Consider the following 20473-nt stretch of genomic DNA (forward strand, 5'->3'; position numbering starts at 1 on the left):
CCTGCGCTGCACCAGCCGCCTCAGACGCGCTGTAACAGCGTCAGCACTTCATAGTGCGCGGTGTGCGGGAACATATCAAACAGCTGCACCCGCACGATGCGGTAAGCGCTGAGGCGGCCGATGTCGCTGGCCATGCTGACGGCGTTACAGCTCGAATAGAGGATCCACGGCGGGGCCATCTTCTCCAGATAATCGCAGAGCGCTTCGCCAATACCGCGACGCGGCGGATTCACCAGCACCAGCTCCGGCACGCTGCCTTCGGCGGTGGCAAAGGCGGTGGAATCCAGCGCGGCAAAACTCACCCGTTCCAGCCCCATCTCAGCGGCGGACCGCTGCGCGCAGGCGATCGCCTCTTTGCTGATCTCGATGCCGGTCAGCTGCATCTGCGGCGTGGCACAGTGCAGGCCAAAACCGCCAACGCCGCAGAACAGGTCCCACATCGCGCTGATGTTCAGCTCGCGCACCCAGTCGCGGGCGGTGGCGTAAAGCCCGGCTGCCACCTGAGGGTTGGTCTGGAAGAAGCTTTTCGGCAGCACCGAGAGCGGCACGTCGTTAAAGCGTTCGCTGAGCACCTGATTTTCGGTTAACGGGATCTCCTCCTCCCCTTCCATAATCGCCATCGGCACCGGCTGAATATTGGCCGAAATCGCCGCCAGCTGCGGCAACGCCTGCCGTAACGCCGGCAGCGCCGCGCGCAGCTGTGCCAGTTTGGCGGTGGATCGCAGCACAAAGCGCAGCATCAGCTGGCCGCTGAACTGGCTTTCGGTCAGCAGGATGTACTTCAGCTCGCCGCGGCGGCGCGCCACGTTATACGGGGTCAGCCCGGCGCGGGCGATAAACGGGCGCAGTTCGGCAAACACGGCGGCAAAGCTGTCGGGATAGAGCGGGCAGTCGGCCAGGTCAACCGGCGTGCCGTCACGGTGCAGCATCCCCAGCAGCGGGCGTTCAACGCTGCCGCTGACCACCATCTTGGCTTTATTGCGGAATTTTTGCTGCGGTGATACCACCGGCTCTCGCCACTGCGCCACGGGAAAAGCGTCCAGCAGCTGCTGCAGATGCGACTGTTTCTGTGTAAGTTGCTGAGGGTATGGGGTTTCAAGCCACTGGCATGAGCGGCAGCGGCCGGCGTCATAGAGCGCGCAATGCATGTTGATATCCGGGGAACAAAAGTGCAGTGCGCCAGTATACATTGAAACCGCCGGGGATGGCAGCTTCCGCTATCTTCCCGGGCGGCGGTAAAACGCCCGGCTGCTCTGCGGCACAAACAGCAGCAGCAGCACCAGCAGGTCCGGGAAGCGGCTGGCGGCCAGCGAACGCACCATCTGCAGGGTGCTCTCGCCGTTAAGGCTGAAAATTTCCGGATAGAAGCCGCTGACCGAGGCGACCAGCATATAGATAACCGTTAACAGCTGGGCGGCAAGAAAACCCCAGCGCCCCCAGTTCTGGCCGCGCAGCACGGCAAAGGCACAGCGCAGTTCGGCAAAAAACAGCAGCTGGCTGGCGACAAACAGCAGCGTCGAATCCCATGACTGCGCGCTGCGGTGGACAAAGTTCAGCGCCTCCTGCCATCCCAGCTCGTTGGCCAGCAGCAGCACGCCGATCAGCCGCGTGGCGATGATGGCGCTGGCCGCCACCCATACCGGCACCGGAATAGCGGCTTCCCGCCCGGATAATACCGAACCGGCCCTGAACACCTCTGACATTATGCTCTCCTGCTGTTTGCCGATGGCGCTGCCCATTACCGTCACCCTGACTGAGCGTGTGACAATACTCCTGACTGAAGTGACAGAATATTCCGCTAACCGCCTGAATAAAAGCAGGAATTAAATAATAGCCTCAAAAATAATGCCTGTTTTTAAGTATTATCTTATAGATAACCCTGCCTCATTTTATTTAGTTCAAAACGGCAGAAGTTGCCAGCCATGACGCTGTTTTTTTGTGCGATTTAATAATGACAGCAGGAAAAGAGGAATAAGAGGAAGGTGCAGAAACGTCGCTCAGCGCTCAGTACGCCGGCAGGCGGAATAACCTGGCCGTGCGGGGGGATAAAAACAGCGGGAACGGCCTGAACCGTTCCCGCTACAGGTTACTGCCCGCGCGCCCGCTGAATATCTTTCAGGCGCTGCTTCTCTTCTTGGGCCATCAGTCGCCAGGCAACAAAGCCGACGAGTCCGACCACGAACAGGATCAGCGAGGCCAGCGCGTTGATCTCCGGGTTAACCCCGCGGCGCACCGTGGCAAAGATCTGCATCGGCAGCGTGGTGGCACCCGGCCCGGTGACGAAGCTGGAGATCACCAGGTCATCGAGCGACAGGGTGAACGCCAGCAGCCAGCCGGTGACCAGCGCCGGAGCGATCATCGGAACGGTGATCACAAAGAACACCTTCAGCGGTGCCGCACCCAGGTCCATCGCCGCCTCCTCTATCGAGCGGTCCAGCTCGCGCAGCCGCGAGTTAACCACCACCGCCACGTAGGCGGTACAGAAGGTGACGTGGGCCAGCCAGATGGTCAGCATGCCGCGATCGGCCGGCCAGCCAAAGGCGTTGGCCATCGCCACAAACAGCAGCAGCAGCGACAGGCCGGTGATCACGTCGGGCATCACCAGCGGCGCGGTGAGCATAAAGGCAAAGCCGGTATGACCACGGAAACGGCCAAAGCGCACGATAATCACCGCGGCGATGGTGCCGAGGATCACCGCGGCAGTGGCCGACAGCGCGGCGATAGTCAGGCTGAGGGTGACCGCGCTTATCATCGCATCGTCGTTAAACAGCACCTTATACCAGTGCAGCGAGAAGCTCTCCCATGCCGCCAGCTGCGAGGAGTTAAACGAGTAGACCACCAGCAGCAGCATCGGCGCGTAAAGAAAGAAGAAGCATACCGCGAGGATCAGCGTGCGCCACTTCGAACGAATGGTTGGCAACTGATTCATGCTTTATCCCCCATCTCTTTATTCTGATGCTTGTGGAACCAGATAATCGGCAGGATCAGGATCAGCAGAATAATCACCGCCAGCGCCGAGGCGACCGGCCAGTCACGGTTGTTAAAGAACTCCTGCCACAGCACGCGGCCGATCATAATGCTGTCCGGGCCACCGAGCAGTTCCGGGATCACGTACTCCCCTACCGCCGGAATAAACACCAGCATTGAACCGGCAATGATGCCGCCTTTGGTTAACGGCACGATCACGCTGAAGAAGGTTTTCATCGGACGCGCGCCCAGATCGAGCGAGGCCTCCACCAGCGAGTAATCGATGCGCGTTAGCGCGGTGTAAATCGGCAACACCATAAACGGCAGGTAGCAGTAAACGATGCCGATATACACCGCCAGGTTGGTATATAAGATGGCAACTGGCTGATCGGTCAGACCCGTCCACATCAGAAAACGGTTCAATATGCCGTTATCGTTGAGGATGCCCATCCAGGCGTAGACGCGCACCAGAAACGAGGTCCACGACGGCAGGATCACCAGCAGCAGCAAAATATTGCGCGTCGACGGCCTGGCGTGCGCCACCGCCCACGCCAGCGGGTAGCCGATCAGCAGGCAGATCGCCGTTGAGATCGCCGCCACCTGCAGCGAGTGCAGATAGGCATCAATATAGAGCGCATCATCGGTCAGGGTGAAATAGTTGGCGAAGTTAAGCGCCACGGTCAGCTGGTCGTCCGCCCAGCTCAGCAGCTCGGTATACGGCGGAATGGCGCGCGCCACCTCAGCAAAGCTGATCTTCAGCACGATCAGGAACGGCAGTAAAAACAGCAACAGCAGCCAGACGTAAGGCAGCGCGATCACCAGCTTGCGGCCGTGCGCCATCTGCAGACGGGTCAGCAGCCCTTTAATACCGGTCTGCTGGCCGCTTGGCGCTCTGGCGCGGCGTTCGGTAAATAGTTGGCTCATTACTCCTCCATCAGACCGTCAGAACCACACAGCTGTCAGACTCCCAGCACAGGCGCACCTCGTCACCCCAGGTTGGCGTACCCTGACGGAAGCGGTCGGCGTTCTGCAGCTGCGCGCTGATCATCTGGCCACTCTGCAGACGCACGTGGTAGATCGACAGGTCGCCGAGATAGGCAATATGCACCACCTCGCCCACCGCGAAGTTACAACCGTCGGCCGGTACTTCGTCGCACAGCATCACTTTTTCCGGGCGCAGCGCTACCGACACCGGTACGCCATCCACCACCGAGGTATCCGACGCCACCTTCAGCGGATGGATCAGGCCCGGGCTGTCGATAATCAGGCCATCGTCCTGACGTTCGCGCAGCAGCCCCTCAAACAGGTTTACCGAACCAATAAACTCGGCGCTGAAGCGGGTGGTCGGGTGCTCGTAAATCTCTTCCGGCTCACCGATCTGCACGAATTTTCCGCGGTTCATGATCGCGATCCGCCCGGCCATGGTCATCGCCTCTTCCTGGTCGTGGGTCACCATGACGCAGGTCGCACCGACGCGCTCAAGAATATCCACCACTTCATGCTGCATGCGGTCACGCAGCTTTTTATCCAGCGCGCCCATCGGTTCATCCAGCAGCAGCAGCCGCGGGCGTTTCGCCAGGCTGCGTGCCAGCGCCACGCGCTGCCGCTGGCCGCCGGAGAGCTGGTGCGGTTTACGTTTGGCGTACTCCTGCATGTGCACCAGCGTCAGCATTTCGGCCACGCGCTCGGCAATCTCTGCCTTCGGCAGCTTGTCCTGCTTCAGACCAAAAGCGATATTCTGCTCCACCGTCATATGCGGGAACAGCGCGTAGGACTGAAACATCATGTTGATCGGCCGCTGATAGGGCGGCACGTGGGAGAGATCTTTGCCATCCAGCACGATCTGCCCGTGCGTCGGCGGCTCAAAGCCGGCCAGCATACGCAGCAGCGTCGATTTCCCACAGCCTGAGGCACCCAGCAGCGCGAAAATCTCGCCCTGATAGATGGTGAGGTTAACATCATCCACCGCGTGCTGGCCGTCAAACGACTTGGTCAGATTGCGGATCTCCAGCAGCGGCGTTAACGCCTTGCCAGCTTTTTGTTGAGGACGGACGATTGCGTCGTTCACTACCATTACTCTCCGGCGCTGTGCAGACTGACCCGTGCCACCGGGGTGGTCAGCCCTGAAAATAACAAAACAGAGGCCGGTAACTGCACCTCTGTTGCGTAAGCAAATGAGCCAGGCTCAGTGATTCAGTTATTTACCACTTTTAACTTTAGTCCATGCACGGGTACGCACACGGTCAAGTTTCGGGTCCTGAACCTTCAGAATAAACAGCTTTGCCATGGTTTCCGGCGTCGGATAGATGCCATGGTTGTTGCGAATAGCGTCATTAACAAACGGCAGTGACGCCTTCACGCCGCTGGCGTAGAAGATGGTGTTGGAGATATTCGCCATCACCTTCGGCTCCATCAGGTAGTTGATGAACTGATAGGCTTCATCCGGGTTTTTGGCATCTTTCGGGATCGCCAGCATATCGAAGAACGCCAGCGCGCCCTCTTTCGGGATCACATAGTTAATCACCACGCCGTTCTTCGCTTCCTCAGCGCGTTTTTTGCCCTGCAGGATGTCACCTGCCCAACCGACGGCCACGCAGATGTTGCCGTTTGCCAGGTCATTAATGTACTGGGAAGAGTGGAAATAGCGGATGCTCGGACGCAGCTTAAGCATCAGATCGGTAGCGGCACCGGAGTAGTCCTTCGGATCGCTGCTGTTAGGATCTTTGCCGAGGTAGTTAAGTACGGTGGCGAAGATCTCTTCCGGGGCATCGAGGAAGGAGACACCACAGCCCTTCAGTTTTTCCAGGTTTTCCGGCTTCAGCACCAGGTCCCAGCTGTCGACCGGCGCATCTTTGCCCAGCGCGGCTTTCACCTTCTCGACGTTATAGCCGATGCCGGTGGTGGCCCACAGGTAAGGAATCGCAAATTTATTGCCCGGATCGTGCTGCTCAAGCTTTTTCATCAGATCGGGATCGAGATTTTTATAGTTCGGCAGCTTGCTGCGATCCAGCGGCAGAAACACGTCAGACTGCAGCTGACGCGCCAGGAAGCTGGAGGATGGCACCACCACGTCATAGCCGGTGCTGCCGGCCATCAGTTTGCCTTCCAGCACTTCGTTGGAGTCATAGACGTCGTAAACGGTTTTAATGCCGGTTTGCTTCTCAAAATCTGCCACGGTGGTCGGGGCAATATAGTCAGACCAGTTATAAACGTGCAGCGTCTTGTCTGCGGCCAGTGAACCCGCAGAGATCGCCATCAGCGACCCTGCAACCACGCCTGACAACCATTTTTTACGTTGGTTGAACATCTTCCATCCTCCTGAACTGAGATAGTCTTAAGCCGGGCAGGCGAACCGGTTTGCGCCTGCCAATACAGGTTCACTTTGAATCATTATTCAAGGTGTTGTTAATACTAAAAACCTATATTTCCGGGGACGTTGCACGCTTTTATGCAGCCCCGCCAGCATAGCCGCAGTCACCCTTTCAGACCAGTCCTCAAGCGTAAAAAACGGCTTTTATCGATTTTCTATGCAAGTTTGCGCACGGTGACAGGCCTTCAGTGGCCTAAACGCCGAAGAAAATCTGGTACAGACCGGAAATATTCAGAAGAAAATGTGGCAACGATAACGGGAGAAACGTCAGGAAAAGGGTCAGCAGGCGCGGGAAACGAAGGGATTCAGTGGGGCAGAATAAAATACGGGCAGCTTACCGAGCTGCCCGCAGGATCGCGTGATGGAACTGAGCGGGTCAGTGCAGCATCGAATTGCCGGACGCAACCGCGCCAGGCGCATCCTCATCGTCATCGCTGACCATCAGCAGATTATTTGCAAAGGCTTCCAGCACGATCATTGAGATCTGCTCTTCGCTCTGCTTCATAAAGTTGAGGAACTGACCGTAGGTGACCCCGGCGGCAATGCTCAGCGACTGGCAGACGATCAGCTTCGGCAGGTTATCATCCTGAATATCCAGGAACGCTTTTACCGTCAGCGAACTGGCGTTGATCTGCGACAGGTCACCGACCAGCGGGATCAGCGCGGTGGGCTTCACCTCTGCCAGCGCCGAAAACAGGATCACGTTATCGACCAGATCCAGCTTGGCATCAAACACACCGTCGAAGTTCTGCATATGCGGCAGATGCAACGCCTGACAGGAGTCACACTCAAACCAGGTAATGCTTTGCTGATCCAACCAGCGTCGTAACACGTCGAGGTCCGGAACGACGAGTGAATCCATTTGCTTACTCTCTTGCCGCAATAAAATTGCGCACTAGCTTACGTAAAAACATCGCTGAACACCACGTTTACGACAGAAATATGAACTCATCCACCCGTTTTTAGACAAAAACCGGGTCTGGCCTGGCGCTCTATCCATTCAATCATCATACCGGCGATATCCAGCCCGGTGGTCTTTTCAATCCCCTCCAGCCCCGGCGAGGCGTTAACCTCCATCACCAGCGGGCCGCGCGTGGCCCGCAGAATATCCACACCCGCCACGTCCAGCCCCAGCGTGGTGGCGGCGGTCACCGCAATGTTCCGCTCGGCCGCGGTAATATTGACCCGCTTTGCCGTCCCCCCGCGATGCAGGTTTGAGCGAAAATCCCCCTCTTTCGCCTCGCGCTCGATGGCCGCCACCACTTCCCCGCCGATCACCAGGCAACGAATATCCCGCCCCTGCGCCTCTTTAATAAACTCCTGCACCAGGATATGCGCGTTCAGCCCGCGAAAGGCGTCGATCACGCTCTCCGCCGCCTGCCGCGTTTCGGCCAGCACCACGCCGATTCCCTGGGTTCCCTCCAGCAGCTTGACCACCAGCGGCGCGCCGCCGACCATCTTGATCAGGTCGCTGGTGTCGTCCGGCGAGTGGGCAAAGCCGGTCACCGGCATAGCAATGCCGGCGCGCGCCAGCAGCTGCAGCGAGCGCAGCTTGTCACGCGCGCGGGCGATGGCCAGCGACTCGTTGAGCGGGTAACTGCCGCACATCTCAAACTGCCGCAGCACCGCCGTACCGTAAAAGGTGGTCGCCGAGCCGATGCGCGGGATCACCGCGTCAAACGGCTCCAGCTGCCGCCCGCGATAGTGGATCGCCGAGGCACCGGGGTTGATGTTCATATAGCAGGAGAGTGGATCGATCACCTCCATACTGTGGCCCCGCTGACGCGCGGCCTCCAGCAGACGCTGGCAGGAGTAAAGCGAACCATCACGGGACAGCAAAGCAATCTTCAACGGTAACCTCCGGCATAAATACGCTTAGCGCGTTGCCCAACCCTGCTGATGCAGGTAATCGAGAATAAACGGGCGGCTCTCTTTAATAATGGTTTTCTGGATATGTTCGCTCCAGCTCTCCACCCGGCGGTTGCTGTCGCGATGCTGATAATAGTTTTCCAGCGTCTGGTCATACTCTGCCAGCGTGCCCGCGTCGATCGGCTGATAGCGGTTTTCATGCACCAGCATGCTGACCGGCATACGCGGCTTGCGCAGCGGATCCTGCGCCGGTTCACCAAGGCACAGGCCGAACAGCGGCAGCACGTATTTCGGCAGCCCCAGCAGCTCGGTCACCCCGGCAATGTGATTGCGGATGCCGCCGATAAAGACGCCGCCAAAGCCCAGGGATTCGGCCGCAATCATGGCATTCTGTGCCATCAGCGCGGTATCCACGCAGCCGAGCAGCAGCTGCTCCGCCAGCCCCAGCTGCGCCTGCGGGCAGATCTGCTGGTGACGGTTAAAGTCGGCGCAAAACACCCAAAACTCGGCCGCCTGGGCGACATAGTGCTGGCCGCCGCTCAGCGGCACCAGCGCCTCACGCACTACTGGGTCGCTGATGCGGATAATCGATGAGCACTGCAGAAAGCTGGAGCTGGAGGCCGACTGGGCGGCCGCCAGAATCGCCTCGCGCTGCGGCTGAGACAGCGTTTGCTCAGTGAAGGCGCGAATGGAACGGTGGCTGCAGAGCAGCTCAATGGTCGGCGTCATGGTTGTCTCCTGGTGGTTTCTTGTCACGCGAAGGGCGCGTGTTAAATAGATCGGGGGCCATCAGTCTGGCGGTACGCCACATCATCACCAGCGCCGCAGGCAGCATCAGGGCAATGCCGGCGAAAATCATCACCGTTGCCGCCAGCCGCCCGCTTAACGGTGCCGGCAAGGGTAGCATTTCGTGTAATGTCAGGTAAGAGAGCACCAGCAGTAAAATACCCAGCACTTCGAGGATTAAAACCGGCCGGGGTAACTGGCTAAACGCACGCATAGAGGACTCCTGCAGGCAACACCGCTCAGGGGAAACAGTGCGTTATTAAAGCCTGGATCCGGCGCGGATGCCAAACGCCAGGCCGGCGACAGGCGACTTTCCAGGCGGCCGGGGATAGACGGCGCGTATCAGACCAACAGGTAATTCCTTCTTTCTTTCAGGGCCTGTTGCGGGCATCATAGCGCCACTAAGCGATAAGTTGTGATAAGCATCACACAATCGAATCTGAATTCTGAGGAGACATCAATGTTTGCAGTGATTTTTGGACGCCCTGGCTGCCCTTACTGTGTACGCGCAAAAGAGCTGGCTGAGAAACTGACCGAAGAGCGTGATGACTTTAACTTCCGTTACGTTGATATTCACGCGGAAGGGATTAGCAAAGCTGACCTGGAAAAAACCGTCGGTAAACCGGTTGAAACCGTGCCGCAGATCTTTTTGGACTCAACGCATATTGGTGGGTTTACCGATTTCGAAGCCCATGCCAAAGCCCACCTCGGTCTCTTCCAGTAAATACCCTTCGTCTTTCGCGCTGTAGCTGCGTTGGCTGCGCTCGTTCACCCCGGTCACTGACTGATGTCAGCTCCCGGGGATTCTCTTGCTTGCCGCCTTGCTACAGCACGAAATACTCGGGTATTGATCTGTCTTTCGCGACGTAGCTGCGTTGGCTGCACTCGTTCACCCCGGTCACTGACTGATGTCAGCTCCCGGGGATTCTCTCGCTTGCCGCCTTGCCCCCTTCCCCTATTGATGTTGCTGGTGGTGCAGGCTGGTGAGCGTGCGCCACAGCATCACGCCGAGCGTGCCGGAACCGCACCAGAAGACCGCGCTGCTGATCAGGGCGATCTCCTGGCCCAGGCCCATGCTGTGAAACACGCTGAGCTGCATCAGCGCCAGGCAGGGAGGAGATGCCAGCAGCATCGCCAGCAGCAGCACGGTGAGCGGCGCGTCTCTTGACATCAGCGCGGCCAGTGCGCCAGGCAGGATTAACAGCAGCAGACCGAGCTGAGCGTGGCCATCACCGCTGACGGCTATCAGATAACGGATCGCCAGAAACAGCACGCCGTACAGGGAACTGCAGGCAATCACGCCTGACCACTTAATGTCTTCTAACCTCATAGAATTTTCTCCAGGTTATTTTTAACCCAATTCAATTCAACGCCCGCAACGGCCTGACAGATTGTTACAATAATGATTTTGTTTTATACAATAAGGCATAATTCAGGCACGGTGCAGACTGGCTGAAAGGGAGCAGAGCGATTAAAATAGTCCCTGTTTAGCGCTGGTGAACTATCGGTATTAACCCGTACCCCACCGTCTGTGCTGGCGGCTAAATTTATCCCATAAACCGCTTCTCATCAATAGCTTACTGGTAAACAAGAAGTTAAACCGTGAATATAAACGTCGCAGATTTGTTAAGTAATAATTACATTCTGTTGTTATTTGTCGTACTGGCTTTAGGGCTCTGTTTAGGAAAAATTCGGTTGGGACCTGTTCAACTGGGTAATTCTATTGGTGTTTTGGTTGTTTCTCTGTTGCTCGGCCAGCAGCATTTTGCGATTAATACCGAGGCGTTAAACCTCGGCTTTATGTTATTTATTTTTTGCGTCGGCGTCGAAGCCGGGCCGAACTTTTTCTCGATCTTCTTCCGCGACGGAAAAAACTACCTGATGCTGGCGATCGTGATGGTGACCAGCGCCATGACGCTGGCGCTGGGGCTGGGCAAGCTGTTTGGCTGGGATATCGGCCTGACCGCCGGCATGCTGGCCGGGGCGATGACCTCCACCCCGGTGCTGGTCGGGGCCGGGGATACGCTGCGACAAACGCTGCCGCCGGGCAGCAGCCTGAGCCTGGCCCAGGATCACCTGAGCCTCGGCTACGCGCTGACCTACCTGATTGGCCTGGTGAGCCTGATCGTGGCCGCGCGCTATATGCCCAGGCTGCAGCATCAGGACCTGCCCACCAGCGCGCAGCAGATTGCCCGCGAACGCGGCCTCGACCCGGACAGCAAACGTAAAGTCTACCTGCCGGTGATCCGCGCCTACCGCGTCGGCCCGGAGCTGGTGGCCTGGAGCGACGGCAAAAATCTGCGCGAACTGGGTATCTACCGCCAGACCGGCTGCTACATTGAGCGCATCCGCCGTAACGGTATTCTGGCCAGCCCGGACGGCGACGCGGTGCTGCAACCTGGCGATGAGATCTCACTGGTCGGTTATCCTGATGCCCACTCGCGGCTGGACCCCAGCTTCCGCAACGGCAAAGAGGTGTTCGATCGCGACCTGCTGGACATGCGCATCGTCAATGAAGAGATCGTGGTCAAAAATAACAACGCGGTGAACAAACGCCTGAGCCAGCTGAACCTCACCGATCACGGCTGCTTCCTCAACCGGGTGATCCGCAGCCAGATTGAGATGCCGATCGACGACAGCATCATGCTGAACAAGGGTGACGTGCTGCATATCAGCGGCGAAGCCCGCCGCGTGAAGTCGGTGGCGGACCGTATCGGCTTTATCTCCATCCACAGCCAGGTCACCGATCTGCTGGCGTTCTGCGCCTTCTTTATCATCGGCCTGATGATCGGCATGATCACCTTCCAGTTCAGCAGCTTCAGCTTTGGCATCGGCAACGCCGCCGGGCTGCTGTTTGCCGGCATCATGCTCGGCTTCCTGCGCGCCAACCACCCGACGTTCGGCTACATCCCGCAGGGTGCACTGACCATGGTGAAAGAGTTCGGGCTGATGGTGTTTATGGCCGGCGTGGGCTTAAGCGCCGGTAGCGGCATCAGCCACGGCATCGGCGAAACAGGGCTGCTGATGCTCGGCGCCGGGCTGGTGGTCAGCCTGGTGCCGGTGGTAATCTGCTTCCTGTTTGGCGCCTGGGTGCTGAAGATGAACCGCGCGCTGCTGTTCGGCGCGATTATGGGCGCGCGCACCTGCGCCCCGGCGATGGAGATCATCAGCGATACCGCGCGCAGCAATATTCCGGCACTCGGCTATGCAGGAACTTATGCCATTGCTAACGTTTTGCTGACGCTGGCCGGAACGCTGATCGTGATACTCTGGCCGGTTCTGGGTGGCTGAAAATAATTTGACGATTTCAGCGAACTTTCGGCAGGGGTCACAGTCTTAATTAGTGCCACTGCTTTTCTTTGAAATCCCCAAATTGAGGAGCCCGTTAAACTTCTGTTTAACGGGTTTTTTTATGCCTCCGGTAACCCAGCCGTCATCAATCCTCAACACAACTGAAACAAAGACGCGATTTGGGACTCCCCCCCTTTACGTCGCCTGCCGCTAATTTTACCTTAAGCATTTCGTGCTATACCCCCACCTGACAACGACTTTTCGTTGCACAGGGCCTGCACCGACGGGCCTCTGGCGGGTGCGATCGCTTTATGCGCAGGCTATCGATGAGGATTATTTTTTTATGATGGAAGAGTTAAACCGCGGGTTGTTTCTGGCCATTAACGCCAGCGGCGATTCTGCTGCCTGGCTAATCGCCCTGGCCACGTTTATTGCCCGCGATCTGATCGCCATCGTGCCGCTGCTGATTGTCGGCCTGTGGTTGTGGGGGCCGCGCAGCCGGCTGCACTCGCAGCGGGTGCTGGTGGTGAAAACCGCCGTGGCGCTGCTTTACGCACTGGCGTTCTCCTGGTGCCTGGCGCAGTTGTTTCCCCACCCGCGGCCGTTTGCCATCGGCCTCGGCCATCAGTTCCTCGACCACGCGCCGGATGACTCGTATCCCAGCGACCACGGAACGGTGATCTTTACTTTCGCCATCGCGTTTATCTGCTGGCACCGCGTCTGGTCCGGCATACTGCTGTTGGTCTGTGGTGCGGCGATCGCCTGGTCACGCGTCTATCTGGGGATTCACTGGCCGCTGGATATGCTCGGCGGGCTGCTGGTGGGCATGCTCGCCTGCCTGTTTGCGCAAATTTTCTGGCTGCTGTTTGGCCAGCGCCTGTTGCCCCGCCTGTCTGCGCTATATCGCCTGCTGTTTGCCGTGCCCATTGGCAAGGGCTGGGTACGCGACTGATTTAAACGCAGGCGGGTAAGAATCATCTCCCCGCCTGCCGCTTATTTCCCTTCCCGCCTTTACTGACGCCACGTAAGCCTGTTCCTACCCACTCTGCCTGTTTTGCGCAACCGAAATACTGTTGCCGGCTTACAGACAAATATGTTGCGCAAATGATTAAAAGCGCAACAACCTGCTGCAGGATAAAATTCATAACCTGTTGTAAATTAATATATTATCAGTAAACCCTGTTGTTAAAACACGCAACCCACTCATTATTTCACCATTTAAAAATAGTGAAATTCAGTTTAAACCCCTGTTTTAAAGCCAGTTTAGTGGTCAATTCCCCCTTGTAAGCCAGGGCTGACAGACATTACCCCTAAAAAAGGTGATGAAAGTGTGATTAGGATCACCAGGAGTTATCAAAGCAGCACTTTCTTCTATTTTTTCTGATGGTAGAGTGTGCGCCATTAAATTAGCGCGATTAATAAAAACGGCATTGTCATTGCCCATTCTGATAGCGCGCTGATGGCGTATTTAAAGCCAGATTGATTGCCGACGCGCCGCCTGCCTGCAGGGCAGCAAAACGTCAGCCAGCGGTCTGGCACAGCAATTTATCTTTTCAACACGGGAGAAATCGATGGAATCTTCACAAACGGCGGTGCTCAGCCCGGAGGCAACTCAGGATGCCAGCGGCTGGAACAAGAGCGATACCATGTGGATGCTGGGCCTGTACGGAACCGCTATCGGTGCCGGGGTGCTGTTCCTGCCGATCAACGCCGGCATCGGTGGTCTGATCCCGCTGGTGATCATGGCGCTGCTGGCGTTTCCGATGACCTTCTTCGCCCACCGCGGGCTGTGCCGCTTTGTGCTCTCCGGCCGTAAACCAGGCGAAGACATCACCGAGGTGGTGGAAGAGCATTTTGGCGTCGGTGCCGGTAAGCTGATCACCCTGCTCTACTTCTTCGCCATTTACCCGATTCTGCTGGTGTACAGCGTGGCGATCACCAACACCGTTGAAAGCTTTATGACCCACCAGCTGCATATGCAGGCCCCGCCACGGGCGCTGCTGGCGCTGGTGCTGATCGTCGGCCTGATGACCATCGTGCGCTTCGGTAAAGAGATGATCGTGAAGACCATGAGCGTGCTGGTCTATCCGTTTGTGCTGGTGCTGATGGCGCTGGCGCTGTACCTGATCCCGCACTGGAACAGCGCGATTTTCGACAACGTCAGCCTGAGCGGCAGCGGTAAAGGGCTGATGATGACAATGTGGCTGGCGATCCCGGTGATGGTGTTCTCCTTCAACCACTCGCCGATCATCTCCGCTTTTGCGGTGGCAAAACGTGAAGAGTACGGCGACCAGGCAGAGAAGAAATGCTCACGCATCCTGGCGCGCAGCCATATCATGATGGTGCTGACGGTGATGTTCTTCGTGTTCAGCTGCGTGCTGAGCCTGACGCCGGAAAACCTGGCGGAAGCCAAGGCGCAGAATATTTCAATTCTGTCTTACCTGGCCAACCACTTCGATACGCCGCTGATGGCCTGGCTGGCACCGATCATCGCCATGGTGGCGATTACCAAATCCTTCCTCGGCCACTACCTTGGCGCGCGTGAAGGCTTTAACGGTACGGTGAACAAGATGCTGCGCAGCCGCGGCAAGAGCATTACCGAGAGCAAGCTGAACCGCTTTACCGCGCTGTTTATGCTGGTGACCACCTGGATCGTCGCCACGCTGGACCCGAGCATCCTCGGCCTGATCGAAAGCCTGGGCGGCCCGATTATCGCCGTGCTGCTGTTCCTGATGCCGATGTATGCCATTAACAAAGTACCGGCGATGCGCCAGTACAGCGGCAAGCTGAGCAACGTGTTTGTGGTGCTGGTTGGCCTGGTGGCCATCTCTGCAGTGGCCTACACCCTGTTCTGATCCTGACTCGCTCATAAAGAAACCCGGCAATTGTCCTGCCCCCCAGAAGTTGGTTAGCCAACTGATTCAGGTGCAGTGCAAAAATGCCGGGTTTTTTATTGATTAAGCAAACAACGGGTTGTCTGGATTACGCGAACCAGCTGCCAAACCAGCCGTGCAGTTTCATCATCACGAAGTCCCAGATGCGGCTGAAGAAGCCGCCCTCTTTCACCTCTTCCATCACCACCAGCGGCCGCTGCTCCACCGATTTTCCGTCCAGCTGGAAATCAATGGTGCCCACCACCTGATTTTTCGCCAGCGGCGCGGTCAGCTGCGGATCTTTAAGCGTGAAACTGGCCTTCAGATTTTTCAGCTGACCTTTCGGCAACGTTACCGCCGCATCGTTAGCCACTCCGAGGCTGACTTCGCTGCGGTCACCAAACCAGACGCGCTGGGTGGTAAAGGGTTTATCGGCCTTAATCGGCGTCACGGTCTCATAGAAGCGGAAGCCCCAGGTGAGCAGCTTTTCGCTTTCACGGAAGCGAATGGCGTCCGTGGCGGTGCCCAGCACCACCGAGATCAGACGCATGTCGCCGTCCACCGCCGAGGCCACCAGGTTATTGCCGGCACCGGAGGTGTGGCCGGTTTTAATGCCGTCAACCTGCAGGTTGGTGCTCCACAGCAGGCGGTTGCGGTTGTACTGGCGGATTTTGTTAAAGGTGAACTCTTTCTCTTTGTTCAGCGCGTACTCGTCCGGCACGTCGCGGATCAGCGCCTGGCCGATCAGCGCCATATCGCGCGCGGTGCTGTACTGACCTTCTGAATCCAGCCCGTGCACGGTTTTAAACTGGGTATTCTGCAGGCCCCAGGCCTTGACGTAGTTGTTCATCAGGCTGACAAACGAGTCCTGGCTACCGGCGACGTAGTCCGCCAGCGCAATACTGGCATCGTTACCCGACTGGATGACGATGCCTTTGTTCAGCTCTGAGACCGGAATACGGTCGCCGGGCTTGAGGAACATCAGCGACGACCCTTTCAGCGCCGGGTTACCGGTGGCCCAGGCATCTTTGCCGATGGTGACCAGATCGTCGTTGTTAATTTTGCCGCTTTTCAGCGCCTGCCCGATGACGTAGCTGGTCATCATTTTGGTCAGACTTGCCGGGTCAAGACGCTGATCGGCGTTCGATTCGGTTAACACCTTACCGCTGTGATAGTCGATCAGCACCCAGGCTTTGGCGTCGACCTGCGGCGCGGCAGGTGCCTGCTCGGCGTAAGCGGTGGAGAGGGTTAGCAGTAGCGTTGAGGTGGTGGCCAGCACGGTGAGGCTGGTTAGCAGGCGCGTTTTCTTCATGGCGGGACCGGGTATCCATTTGAAAGACATTTAGTGGTGAAGCGTAATCTGACGATTAACCGTCCTACACTAAGGCGTTACGACGTTAAATTGAACCGCAGAACCGTAAAGTTTTCTAAAGTTTACAGGAGGAATGCCCAACCTGCCGCCTGAGTCGCCGTTTTTTTGTGCGAATATCGCTGGCGAGGGCACGCTGACGGGTTTTTCCTGGCAAAAAGGTTATGACTGTCACAAAAATCCGTTAGGCTGCCGCCAGTCCCCTACCGGAGTAAAAAAATGGATTTAGCCCTGTTCGACCTCGACGAAACCCTGATCAGCGATGACAGCACCAGCCTGTGGCTGCGCTGGCTGGTCTCCGAAGGCTTCGCCCCGCCCGGCCTGCTGGATGAAGAGCGGGTGCTGATGGAGCACTACTATCAGGGGTGCCTGTCGATGGAAGACTATATGCGTACCACGTTAGCCCCGCTGGCCGGGCTGGCAACCCGCACCGTGGACGGCTGGATCGGCCGGTTTATTCAGCGCGATATCCTGCCCCGCGTCTATCCGCAGGCCCGCGAGCGGCTTGAGTGGCACCGCCAGCGCGGTGACCTGATCCTGGTGATCTCCGCCAGCGGTGAACAGCTGGTCAACCCGATCGCCGCGGCGCTGGGTGCCGACGTGGCGCTGGCGGTGGGCGTGTCGATCGTCGATGGACGCTACAGCGGCGGCATTTTCGGCACCATCACCTACCAGCAGGGTAAACTGACCCGTCTGGCGGAGTGGCAGGCGGAGCAGCCTCATGTATTCGATAAAACCTGGGCCTACAGCGACTCGATAAACGACGCGCCGATGCTGGCGCACGCCGACCACGCGTGGGTGATTAACCCCGCGCCACCGCTGCACGCGCTGGCAGAACAGCACGGCTGGGAAGTGCATCGCTGGGTGAGATAAAAGAGCCCGCAATCAGGGCGCCAGTCCCACCTTCAGCAGCCTGCCGTTGGCCTCATCGGTCAGCACGTACAACCAGCCGTCGGGGCCGCTGCGCACGTCGCGGATGCGCTCGCCGCGGTCGCCCAGCAGCCGCTGCTCTTCCACCACCCGGTCGCCGTTCAGCGTCAGGCGGATCAAGTTTTTCTCCTTCAGCGCGCCGATAAACAGCGAGTTTTTCCACTGCGGGAAGCGCGCGCTGTTATAGAACGCCATGCCGCTGAGCGCCGGGGAGACCGGCCAGTACTTGATCGGCTGCTCGGTGCCCTTCACCTCTCCCCCCTGCGAGCCCGGTACCTTGTCGCCGCCGTAGTCAATGCCCCAGGTGGCCAGCGGCCAGCCGTAGTTATGGCCCTTACGCGGGATATTCAGCTCATCGCCGCCGCGCGGCCCGTGTTCGCTCTCCCAGATTTCATGCGTCCACGGATTAAGCGCAATACCCTGCGGGTTGCGCATTCCCCAGCTCCAGATCTCTGGTCGGGCGTCCTTACGCCCGACCAGCGGATTGTCCTCAGGCACCGAACCGTCGGCCTTCAGACGCACAATTTTCCCCTGCAGCGCGTTGAGATCCTGCGCTTTCTCCGCGTGGAAGTTATCGCCGAAGGTGATAAACAGGTCGCCGTTACGATCAAAGGCCAGCCTTGAACCGAGATTCGCGCCGGAGGAGAGGCCCGGCTGGCGCAGCACCTCGCGGAAATCGCGCAGCTGGCGATGATCTTCACTCAGCGTACCGTAGCCCACCGCCGCCCCTGCGCCCTGCTCGCCCTTCAGCGTGTAGCTGAGCCAGACGCGGCGGCTGCTGGCAAAGTCAGGCGCCGGTACCACGTCGAGCAGCCCGCCCTGGCGCTGCGCCCACACCTGCGGCACCCCGCTAATCGGCGCAGAGAGGGCGTGGCCCGGCTGCCACCAGCGCAGCTGACCGGAACGTTCGGTGATCAGCATCCCCTGATTGTCCGGCAGAAATGCCAGCGACCACGGGTGATCGAGCCCGTCCAGCAGTTCTTCAACCTTGACGTTATCGGCCCGCGCGCCGCTGACGCTAAGCAGCACGGCAGAGGCAATGAACAGAATGGCAGCAAGCCGCATAAAAATTCTCCAGAAAAAAGGGGGGCTTGCTAAATTTAGCGAATGACCGGCAGAACGCGGCGTTTTTTACAAAAGCTTAAGTTCGGCTGTTCAGCTTATGGCTCAGCTTTTCAGCTTCGGATCCAGCGCGTCGCGCAGGCCATCGCCGAGCAGGTTAAACGCCAGTACGGTGAGGAAGATGGCCAGGCTGGGGAACACCGCCACGTGGGGGGCCATCACCATATCGGCCTGCGCCGCGTTAAGCATCGCTCCCCACTCCGGGGTCGGCGGCTGCGCGCCCAGCCCGAGAAAAGAGAGGCTGGCCGCCGAAATGATCGAGGTGCCGATGCGCATGGTGAAGTAGACCACGATCGACGAGAGCGTGCCGGGCAGGATATGGCGAAAAATAATGGTGCCGTCACCGGCACCGATGCTGCGCGCCGACTCGATAAAGGTCTGATGCTTCAGCACCAGGGTGTTACCGCGCACCAGGCGGGCAAAGGCCGGGATGCTGAAGATCGCCACCGCCACCACCACGTTGCCCATACCGTTGCCCATGATGGCCACCACGGCAATCGCCAGCAAAATGCCGGGAAAGGCAAACAGCACGTCACAGATGCGCATCACGATGCGGTCCCACCAGCCCTCATAGTAGCCCGCCAGCAGCCCCAGCAGCGTGCCGATGGCGGCACCGACGGCCACTGAGAAGAAGCCGGCGATCAGCGACAGCCGGGTACCAACCAGCACCCGGCTGAAAATATCGCGCCCCAGCGCGTCCACGCCAAACCAGTGCAGCGCCGAGGGCCCCTCGTTCAGCCGATCGTAGTCAAAGTAGTTTTCGGCATCAAAGGGGGCCAGCTGCGGGGCGAACAGCGCCACCAGCAGCAGCAGCAGCACAAAGCCGGCCGCGGCCAGCGCTACCGGCTGACGGCGGAAGCGCCGCCAGAATTCACGCCAGGGTGTACGAATCCGATCCCGTTCCAGAACCGGCATCGTGGAGAGCGCAGCGTCGCGCCGCCAGTTGATCATCATCTGCCCTTATTTATAACGAATCGTCGGGTTGATCGCCGCGTACAGCATATCAACCGCCAGGTTAATCAGAATAAACTCCAGTGAAAACAGCAGCACTTCCGCCTGTATCACCGGGTAATCACGCATTTCCACCGAGTCGACCAGCAGCCGTCCGAGCCCCGGCCAGTTAAACACCACCTCGACCACGATCGAGCCGCCGAGCAGGAAACCAAACTGCAGGCCCATCATGGTCACCACCGGGATCATCGCGTTGCGCAGGCCGTGTTTGAGAACCACCAGCGACTCGCGCACCCCCTTGGCGCGGGCGGTACGGATATAGTCCTCCTGCAGCACGTCGACAAACGAGGCGCGGGTAAAGCGCGCCATTACCGCCGCCACCGCGGCACCCAGCGTCATCGAGGGCAGGATATAGTGCAGCCAGCTGTCGGCACCGACGGTCGGTAACCAGCCCAGTTCAACGGAGAACACCTGCATCAGCAGGATCCCCAGCGCAAACGCCGGAAAGGAGATACCGGACACGGCCAGCGCCATCCCCAGCCGGTCGGGCCAGCGGTTGCGCCACACCGCCGAGCTGATGCCGATCGCCATTCCAAATACCACCGACCAGCCCATGCTGCACAGCGTCAGCCACAGCGTCGGCAGAAAGCGCAACGCGATCTCTTCGGAAACCGGCCGCTTAGAGACCATCGACTGGCCAAAATCGCCCTGCAGCGCGTGGGTAATATAGCGCCAGAACTGCTGCGGCAGCGGCAGATCCAGCCCCAGCTGCTGACGTACCATTGCCACCACCGTCGCATCAGCTTCCCGCCCGGCGATCAGCCGCGCCGGATCGCCGGGCAGCAGGTGGACAAACAGAAACACCACCACCGCCACGATCAGCAGCGTGGGGATCAGGCCCAGTAAGCGTTTTAGAAAATAGTTAAGCATGCTTTTCCCTGCGCC

Annotated in this window: 20 protein-coding genes; 5 read left to right on the forward strand and 15 right to left on the reverse strand. The window is 58.6% G+C overall.

Annotation, left to right across the window (positions count from 1 at the left end):
- Positions 1-20: 20 nt before the first annotated feature.
- The 10 genes from rlmC to GKQ23_RS16565 form a co-directional block, all read right to left on the reverse strand.
- Positions 21-1148: a 23S rRNA (uracil(747)-C(5))-methyltransferase RlmC gene (gene rlmC / locus GKQ23_RS16520; protein WP_212408895.1), complete on the reverse strand. Its 1128-nt coding sequence runs from the start codon at positions 1146-1148 to the stop codon at positions 21-23.
- 69 nt (positions 1149-1217) lie between these two features.
- Entirely contained in the window at positions 1218-1703 is a 486-nt protein-coding gene (locus GKQ23_RS16525; RefSeq protein ID WP_212408896.1) for a YbjO family protein, read from the reverse strand.
- A 383-nt stretch (positions 1704-2086) separates the two neighbouring features.
- The gene (gene potI, locus GKQ23_RS16530; RefSeq protein ID WP_212408897.1) at positions 2087-2929 is read right to left on the reverse strand and encodes a putrescine ABC transporter permease PotI; all 843 of its coding nucleotides are present in this window, start codon (positions 2927-2929) and stop codon (positions 2087-2089) included.
- Positions 2926-3891 (reverse strand): putrescine ABC transporter permease PotH, encoded by a 966-nt coding sequence (gene potH / locus GKQ23_RS16535; protein WP_056236942.1) that lies wholly within the window; start codon positions 3889-3891, stop codon positions 2926-2928. The genes potI and potH overlap by 4 nt, the downstream gene beginning before the upstream one ends.
- Before the next feature lie 10 nt (positions 3892-3901).
- The gene (potG, locus tag GKQ23_RS16540; protein ID WP_199177659.1) at positions 3902-5035 is read right to left on the reverse strand and encodes a putrescine ABC transporter ATP-binding subunit PotG; all 1134 of its coding nucleotides are present in this window, start codon (positions 5033-5035) and stop codon (positions 3902-3904) included.
- Between the two features lie 129 nt (positions 5036-5164).
- Entirely contained in the window at positions 5165-6274 is a 1110-nt protein-coding gene (gene potF / locus GKQ23_RS16545) for a spermidine/putrescine ABC transporter substrate-binding protein PotF (protein WP_056236946.1), read from the reverse strand.
- Between the two features lie 439 nt (positions 6275-6713).
- Positions 6714-7199, reverse strand: a complete 486-nt coding sequence (locus tag GKQ23_RS16550; protein ID WP_056236948.1) for a YbjN domain-containing protein — start codon at positions 7197-7199, stop codon at positions 6714-6716.
- An 86-nt stretch (positions 7200-7285) separates the two neighbouring features.
- Positions 7286-8188 (reverse strand): 30S ribosomal protein S6--L-glutamate ligase, encoded by a 903-nt coding sequence (gene rimK, locus GKQ23_RS16555; RefSeq protein ID WP_056236950.1) that lies wholly within the window; start codon positions 8186-8188, stop codon positions 7286-7288.
- Positions 8189-8212: 24 nt separating this feature from the next.
- Positions 8213-8935, reverse strand: coding sequence for an oxygen-insensitive NADPH nitroreductase (gene nfsA, locus GKQ23_RS16560; protein WP_212408898.1), 723 nt, complete (start codon positions 8933-8935; stop codon positions 8213-8215).
- Complete coding sequence (locus tag GKQ23_RS16565; protein WP_056236954.1) at positions 8919-9206, reverse strand: YbjC family protein; 288 nt, start codon at positions 9204-9206, stop codon at positions 8919-8921. The genes nfsA and GKQ23_RS16565 overlap by 17 nt, the downstream gene beginning before the upstream one ends.
- 246 nt (positions 9207-9452) lie before the next feature.
- On the opposite strand from GKQ23_RS16565, the gene GKQ23_RS16570 reads away from it, so the two are divergent.
- Positions 9453-9716: a GrxA family glutaredoxin gene (locus tag GKQ23_RS16570; protein WP_056236956.1), complete on the forward strand. Its 264-nt coding sequence runs from the start codon at positions 9453-9455 to the stop codon at positions 9714-9716.
- Positions 9717-9947: 231 nt separating this feature from the next.
- Here GKQ23_RS16570 and ybjM read toward each other — a convergent pair whose 3' ends face one another.
- Positions 9948-10322: an inner membrane protein YbjM gene (gene ybjM, locus GKQ23_RS16575; protein WP_056236957.1), complete on the reverse strand. Its 375-nt coding sequence runs from the start codon at positions 10320-10322 to the stop codon at positions 9948-9950.
- 272 nt (positions 10323-10594) lie between these two features.
- On the opposite strand from ybjM, the gene GKQ23_RS16580 reads away from it, so the two are divergent.
- The 3 genes from GKQ23_RS16580 to GKQ23_RS16590 all read left to right on the forward strand — a co-directional run bounded on the left by GKQ23_RS16580 (position 10595) and on the right by GKQ23_RS16590 (position 15138).
- The gene (locus tag GKQ23_RS16580) at positions 10595-12283 is read left to right on the forward strand and encodes an aspartate:alanine antiporter (protein ID WP_056236959.1); all 1689 of its coding nucleotides are present in this window, start codon (positions 10595-10597) and stop codon (positions 12281-12283) included.
- A gap of 346 nt (positions 12284-12629) precedes the next feature.
- Entirely contained in the window at positions 12630-13235 is a 606-nt protein-coding gene (gene ybjG, locus GKQ23_RS16585) for an undecaprenyl-diphosphate phosphatase (RefSeq protein WP_212411866.1), read from the forward strand.
- Positions 13236-13854: 619 nt separating this feature from the next.
- Entirely contained in the window at positions 13855-15138 is a 1284-nt protein-coding gene (locus GKQ23_RS16590) for an HAAAP family serine/threonine permease (RefSeq protein ID WP_056236960.1), read from the forward strand.
- Between the two features lie 127 nt (positions 15139-15265).
- Here GKQ23_RS16590 and GKQ23_RS16595 read toward each other — a convergent pair whose 3' ends face one another.
- A complete protein-coding gene (locus tag GKQ23_RS16595; protein WP_056236962.1) occupies positions 15266-16468 on the reverse strand; it encodes a serine hydrolase in 1203 nt (400 codons plus the stop codon).
- Positions 16469-16744: 276 nt separating this feature from the next.
- Here GKQ23_RS16595 and GKQ23_RS16600 point away from each other — a divergent pair, with 276 nt between their 5' ends.
- Positions 16745-17398, forward strand: coding sequence for an HAD family phosphatase (locus GKQ23_RS16600; protein WP_212408899.1), 654 nt, complete (start codon positions 16745-16747; stop codon positions 17396-17398).
- A 12-nt stretch (positions 17399-17410) separates the two neighbouring features.
- Here GKQ23_RS16600 and GKQ23_RS16605 read toward each other — a convergent pair whose 3' ends face one another.
- From GKQ23_RS16605 to gsiC, 3 genes are all read right to left on the reverse strand, one after another.
- On the reverse strand, positions 17411-18520 hold the full coding sequence (locus tag GKQ23_RS16605) for a PQQ-dependent sugar dehydrogenase (protein ID WP_212408900.1): 1110 nt from the start codon (positions 18518-18520) through the stop codon (positions 17411-17413).
- A 102-nt stretch (positions 18521-18622) separates the two neighbouring features.
- Entirely contained in the window at positions 18623-19528 is a 906-nt protein-coding gene (gsiD, locus tag GKQ23_RS16610; protein WP_056237184.1) for a glutathione ABC transporter permease GsiD, read from the reverse strand.
- A 9-nt stretch (positions 19529-19537) separates the two neighbouring features.
- Complete coding sequence (gene gsiC, locus GKQ23_RS16615) at positions 19538-20458, reverse strand: glutathione ABC transporter permease GsiC (RefSeq protein ID WP_056236967.1); 921 nt, start codon at positions 20456-20458, stop codon at positions 19538-19540.
- Positions 20459-20473 lie beyond the last annotated feature (15 nt).

The organism is Erwinia sp. E602 (assembly GCF_018141005.1).
Lineage (GTDB): Bacteria > Pseudomonadota > Gammaproteobacteria > Enterobacterales > Enterobacteriaceae > Erwinia.

What these genes read in the sequence shown, in the direction of transcription:
- rlmC (WP_212408895.1), bottom strand. Translation starts at nt 1,148, where the DNA reads ATGCATTGCGCGCTCTATGACGCCGGCCGCTGCCGCTCATGCCAGTGG.
- GKQ23_RS16525 (WP_212408896.1), bottom strand. Translation starts at nt 1,703, where the DNA reads ATGTCAGAGGTGTTCAGGGCCGGTTCGGTATTATCCGGGCGGGAAGCC.
- potI (WP_212408897.1), bottom strand. Translation starts at nt 2,929, where the DNA reads ATGAATCAGTTGCCAACCATTCGTTCGAAGTGGCGCACGCTGATCCTC.
- potH (WP_056236942.1), bottom strand. Translation starts at nt 3,891, where the DNA reads ATGAGCCAACTATTTACCGAACGCCGCGCCAGAGCGCCAAGCGGCCAG.
- potF (WP_056236946.1), bottom strand. Translation starts at nt 6,274, where the DNA reads ATGTTCAACCAACGTAAAAAATGGTTGTCAGGCGTGGTTGCAGGGTCG.
- GKQ23_RS16550 (WP_056236948.1), bottom strand. Translation starts at nt 7,199, where the DNA reads ATGGATTCACTCGTCGTTCCGGACCTCGACGTGTTACGACGCTGGTTG.
- nfsA (WP_212408898.1), bottom strand. Translation starts at nt 8,935, where the DNA reads ATGACGCCGACCATTGAGCTGCTCTGCAGCCACCGTTCCATTCGCGCC.
- GKQ23_RS16565 (WP_056236954.1), bottom strand. Translation starts at nt 9,206, where the DNA reads ATGCGTGCGTTTAGCCAGTTACCCCGGCCGGTTTTAATCCTCGAAGTG.
- GKQ23_RS16570 (WP_056236956.1), top strand. Translation starts at nt 9,453, where the DNA reads ATGTTTGCAGTGATTTTTGGACGCCCTGGCTGCCCTTACTGTGTACGC.
- ybjM (WP_056236957.1), bottom strand. Translation starts at nt 10,322, where the DNA reads ATGAGGTTAGAAGACATTAAGTGGTCAGGCGTGATTGCCTGCAGTTCC.
- ybjG (WP_212411866.1), top strand. Translation starts at nt 12,630, where the DNA reads ATGGAAGAGTTAAACCGCGGGTTGTTTCTGGCCATTAACGCCAGCGGC.
- GKQ23_RS16590 (WP_056236960.1), top strand. Translation starts at nt 13,855, where the DNA reads ATGGAATCTTCACAAACGGCGGTGCTCAGCCCGGAGGCAACTCAGGAT.
- GKQ23_RS16595 (WP_056236962.1), bottom strand. Translation starts at nt 16,468, where the DNA reads ATGAAGAAAACGCGCCTGCTAACCAGCCTCACCGTGCTGGCCACCACC.
- GKQ23_RS16600 (WP_212408899.1), top strand. Translation starts at nt 16,745, where the DNA reads ATGGATTTAGCCCTGTTCGACCTCGACGAAACCCTGATCAGCGATGAC.
- GKQ23_RS16605 (WP_212408900.1), bottom strand. Translation starts at nt 18,520, where the DNA reads ATGCGGCTTGCTGCCATTCTGTTCATTGCCTCTGCCGTGCTGCTTAGC.
- gsiD (WP_056237184.1), bottom strand. Translation starts at nt 19,528, where the DNA reads ATGATCAACTGGCGGCGCGACGCTGCGCTCTCCACGATGCCGGTTCTG.
- gsiC (WP_056236967.1), bottom strand. Translation starts at nt 20,458, where the DNA reads ATGCTTAACTATTTTCTAAAACGCTTACTGGGCCTGATCCCCACGCTG.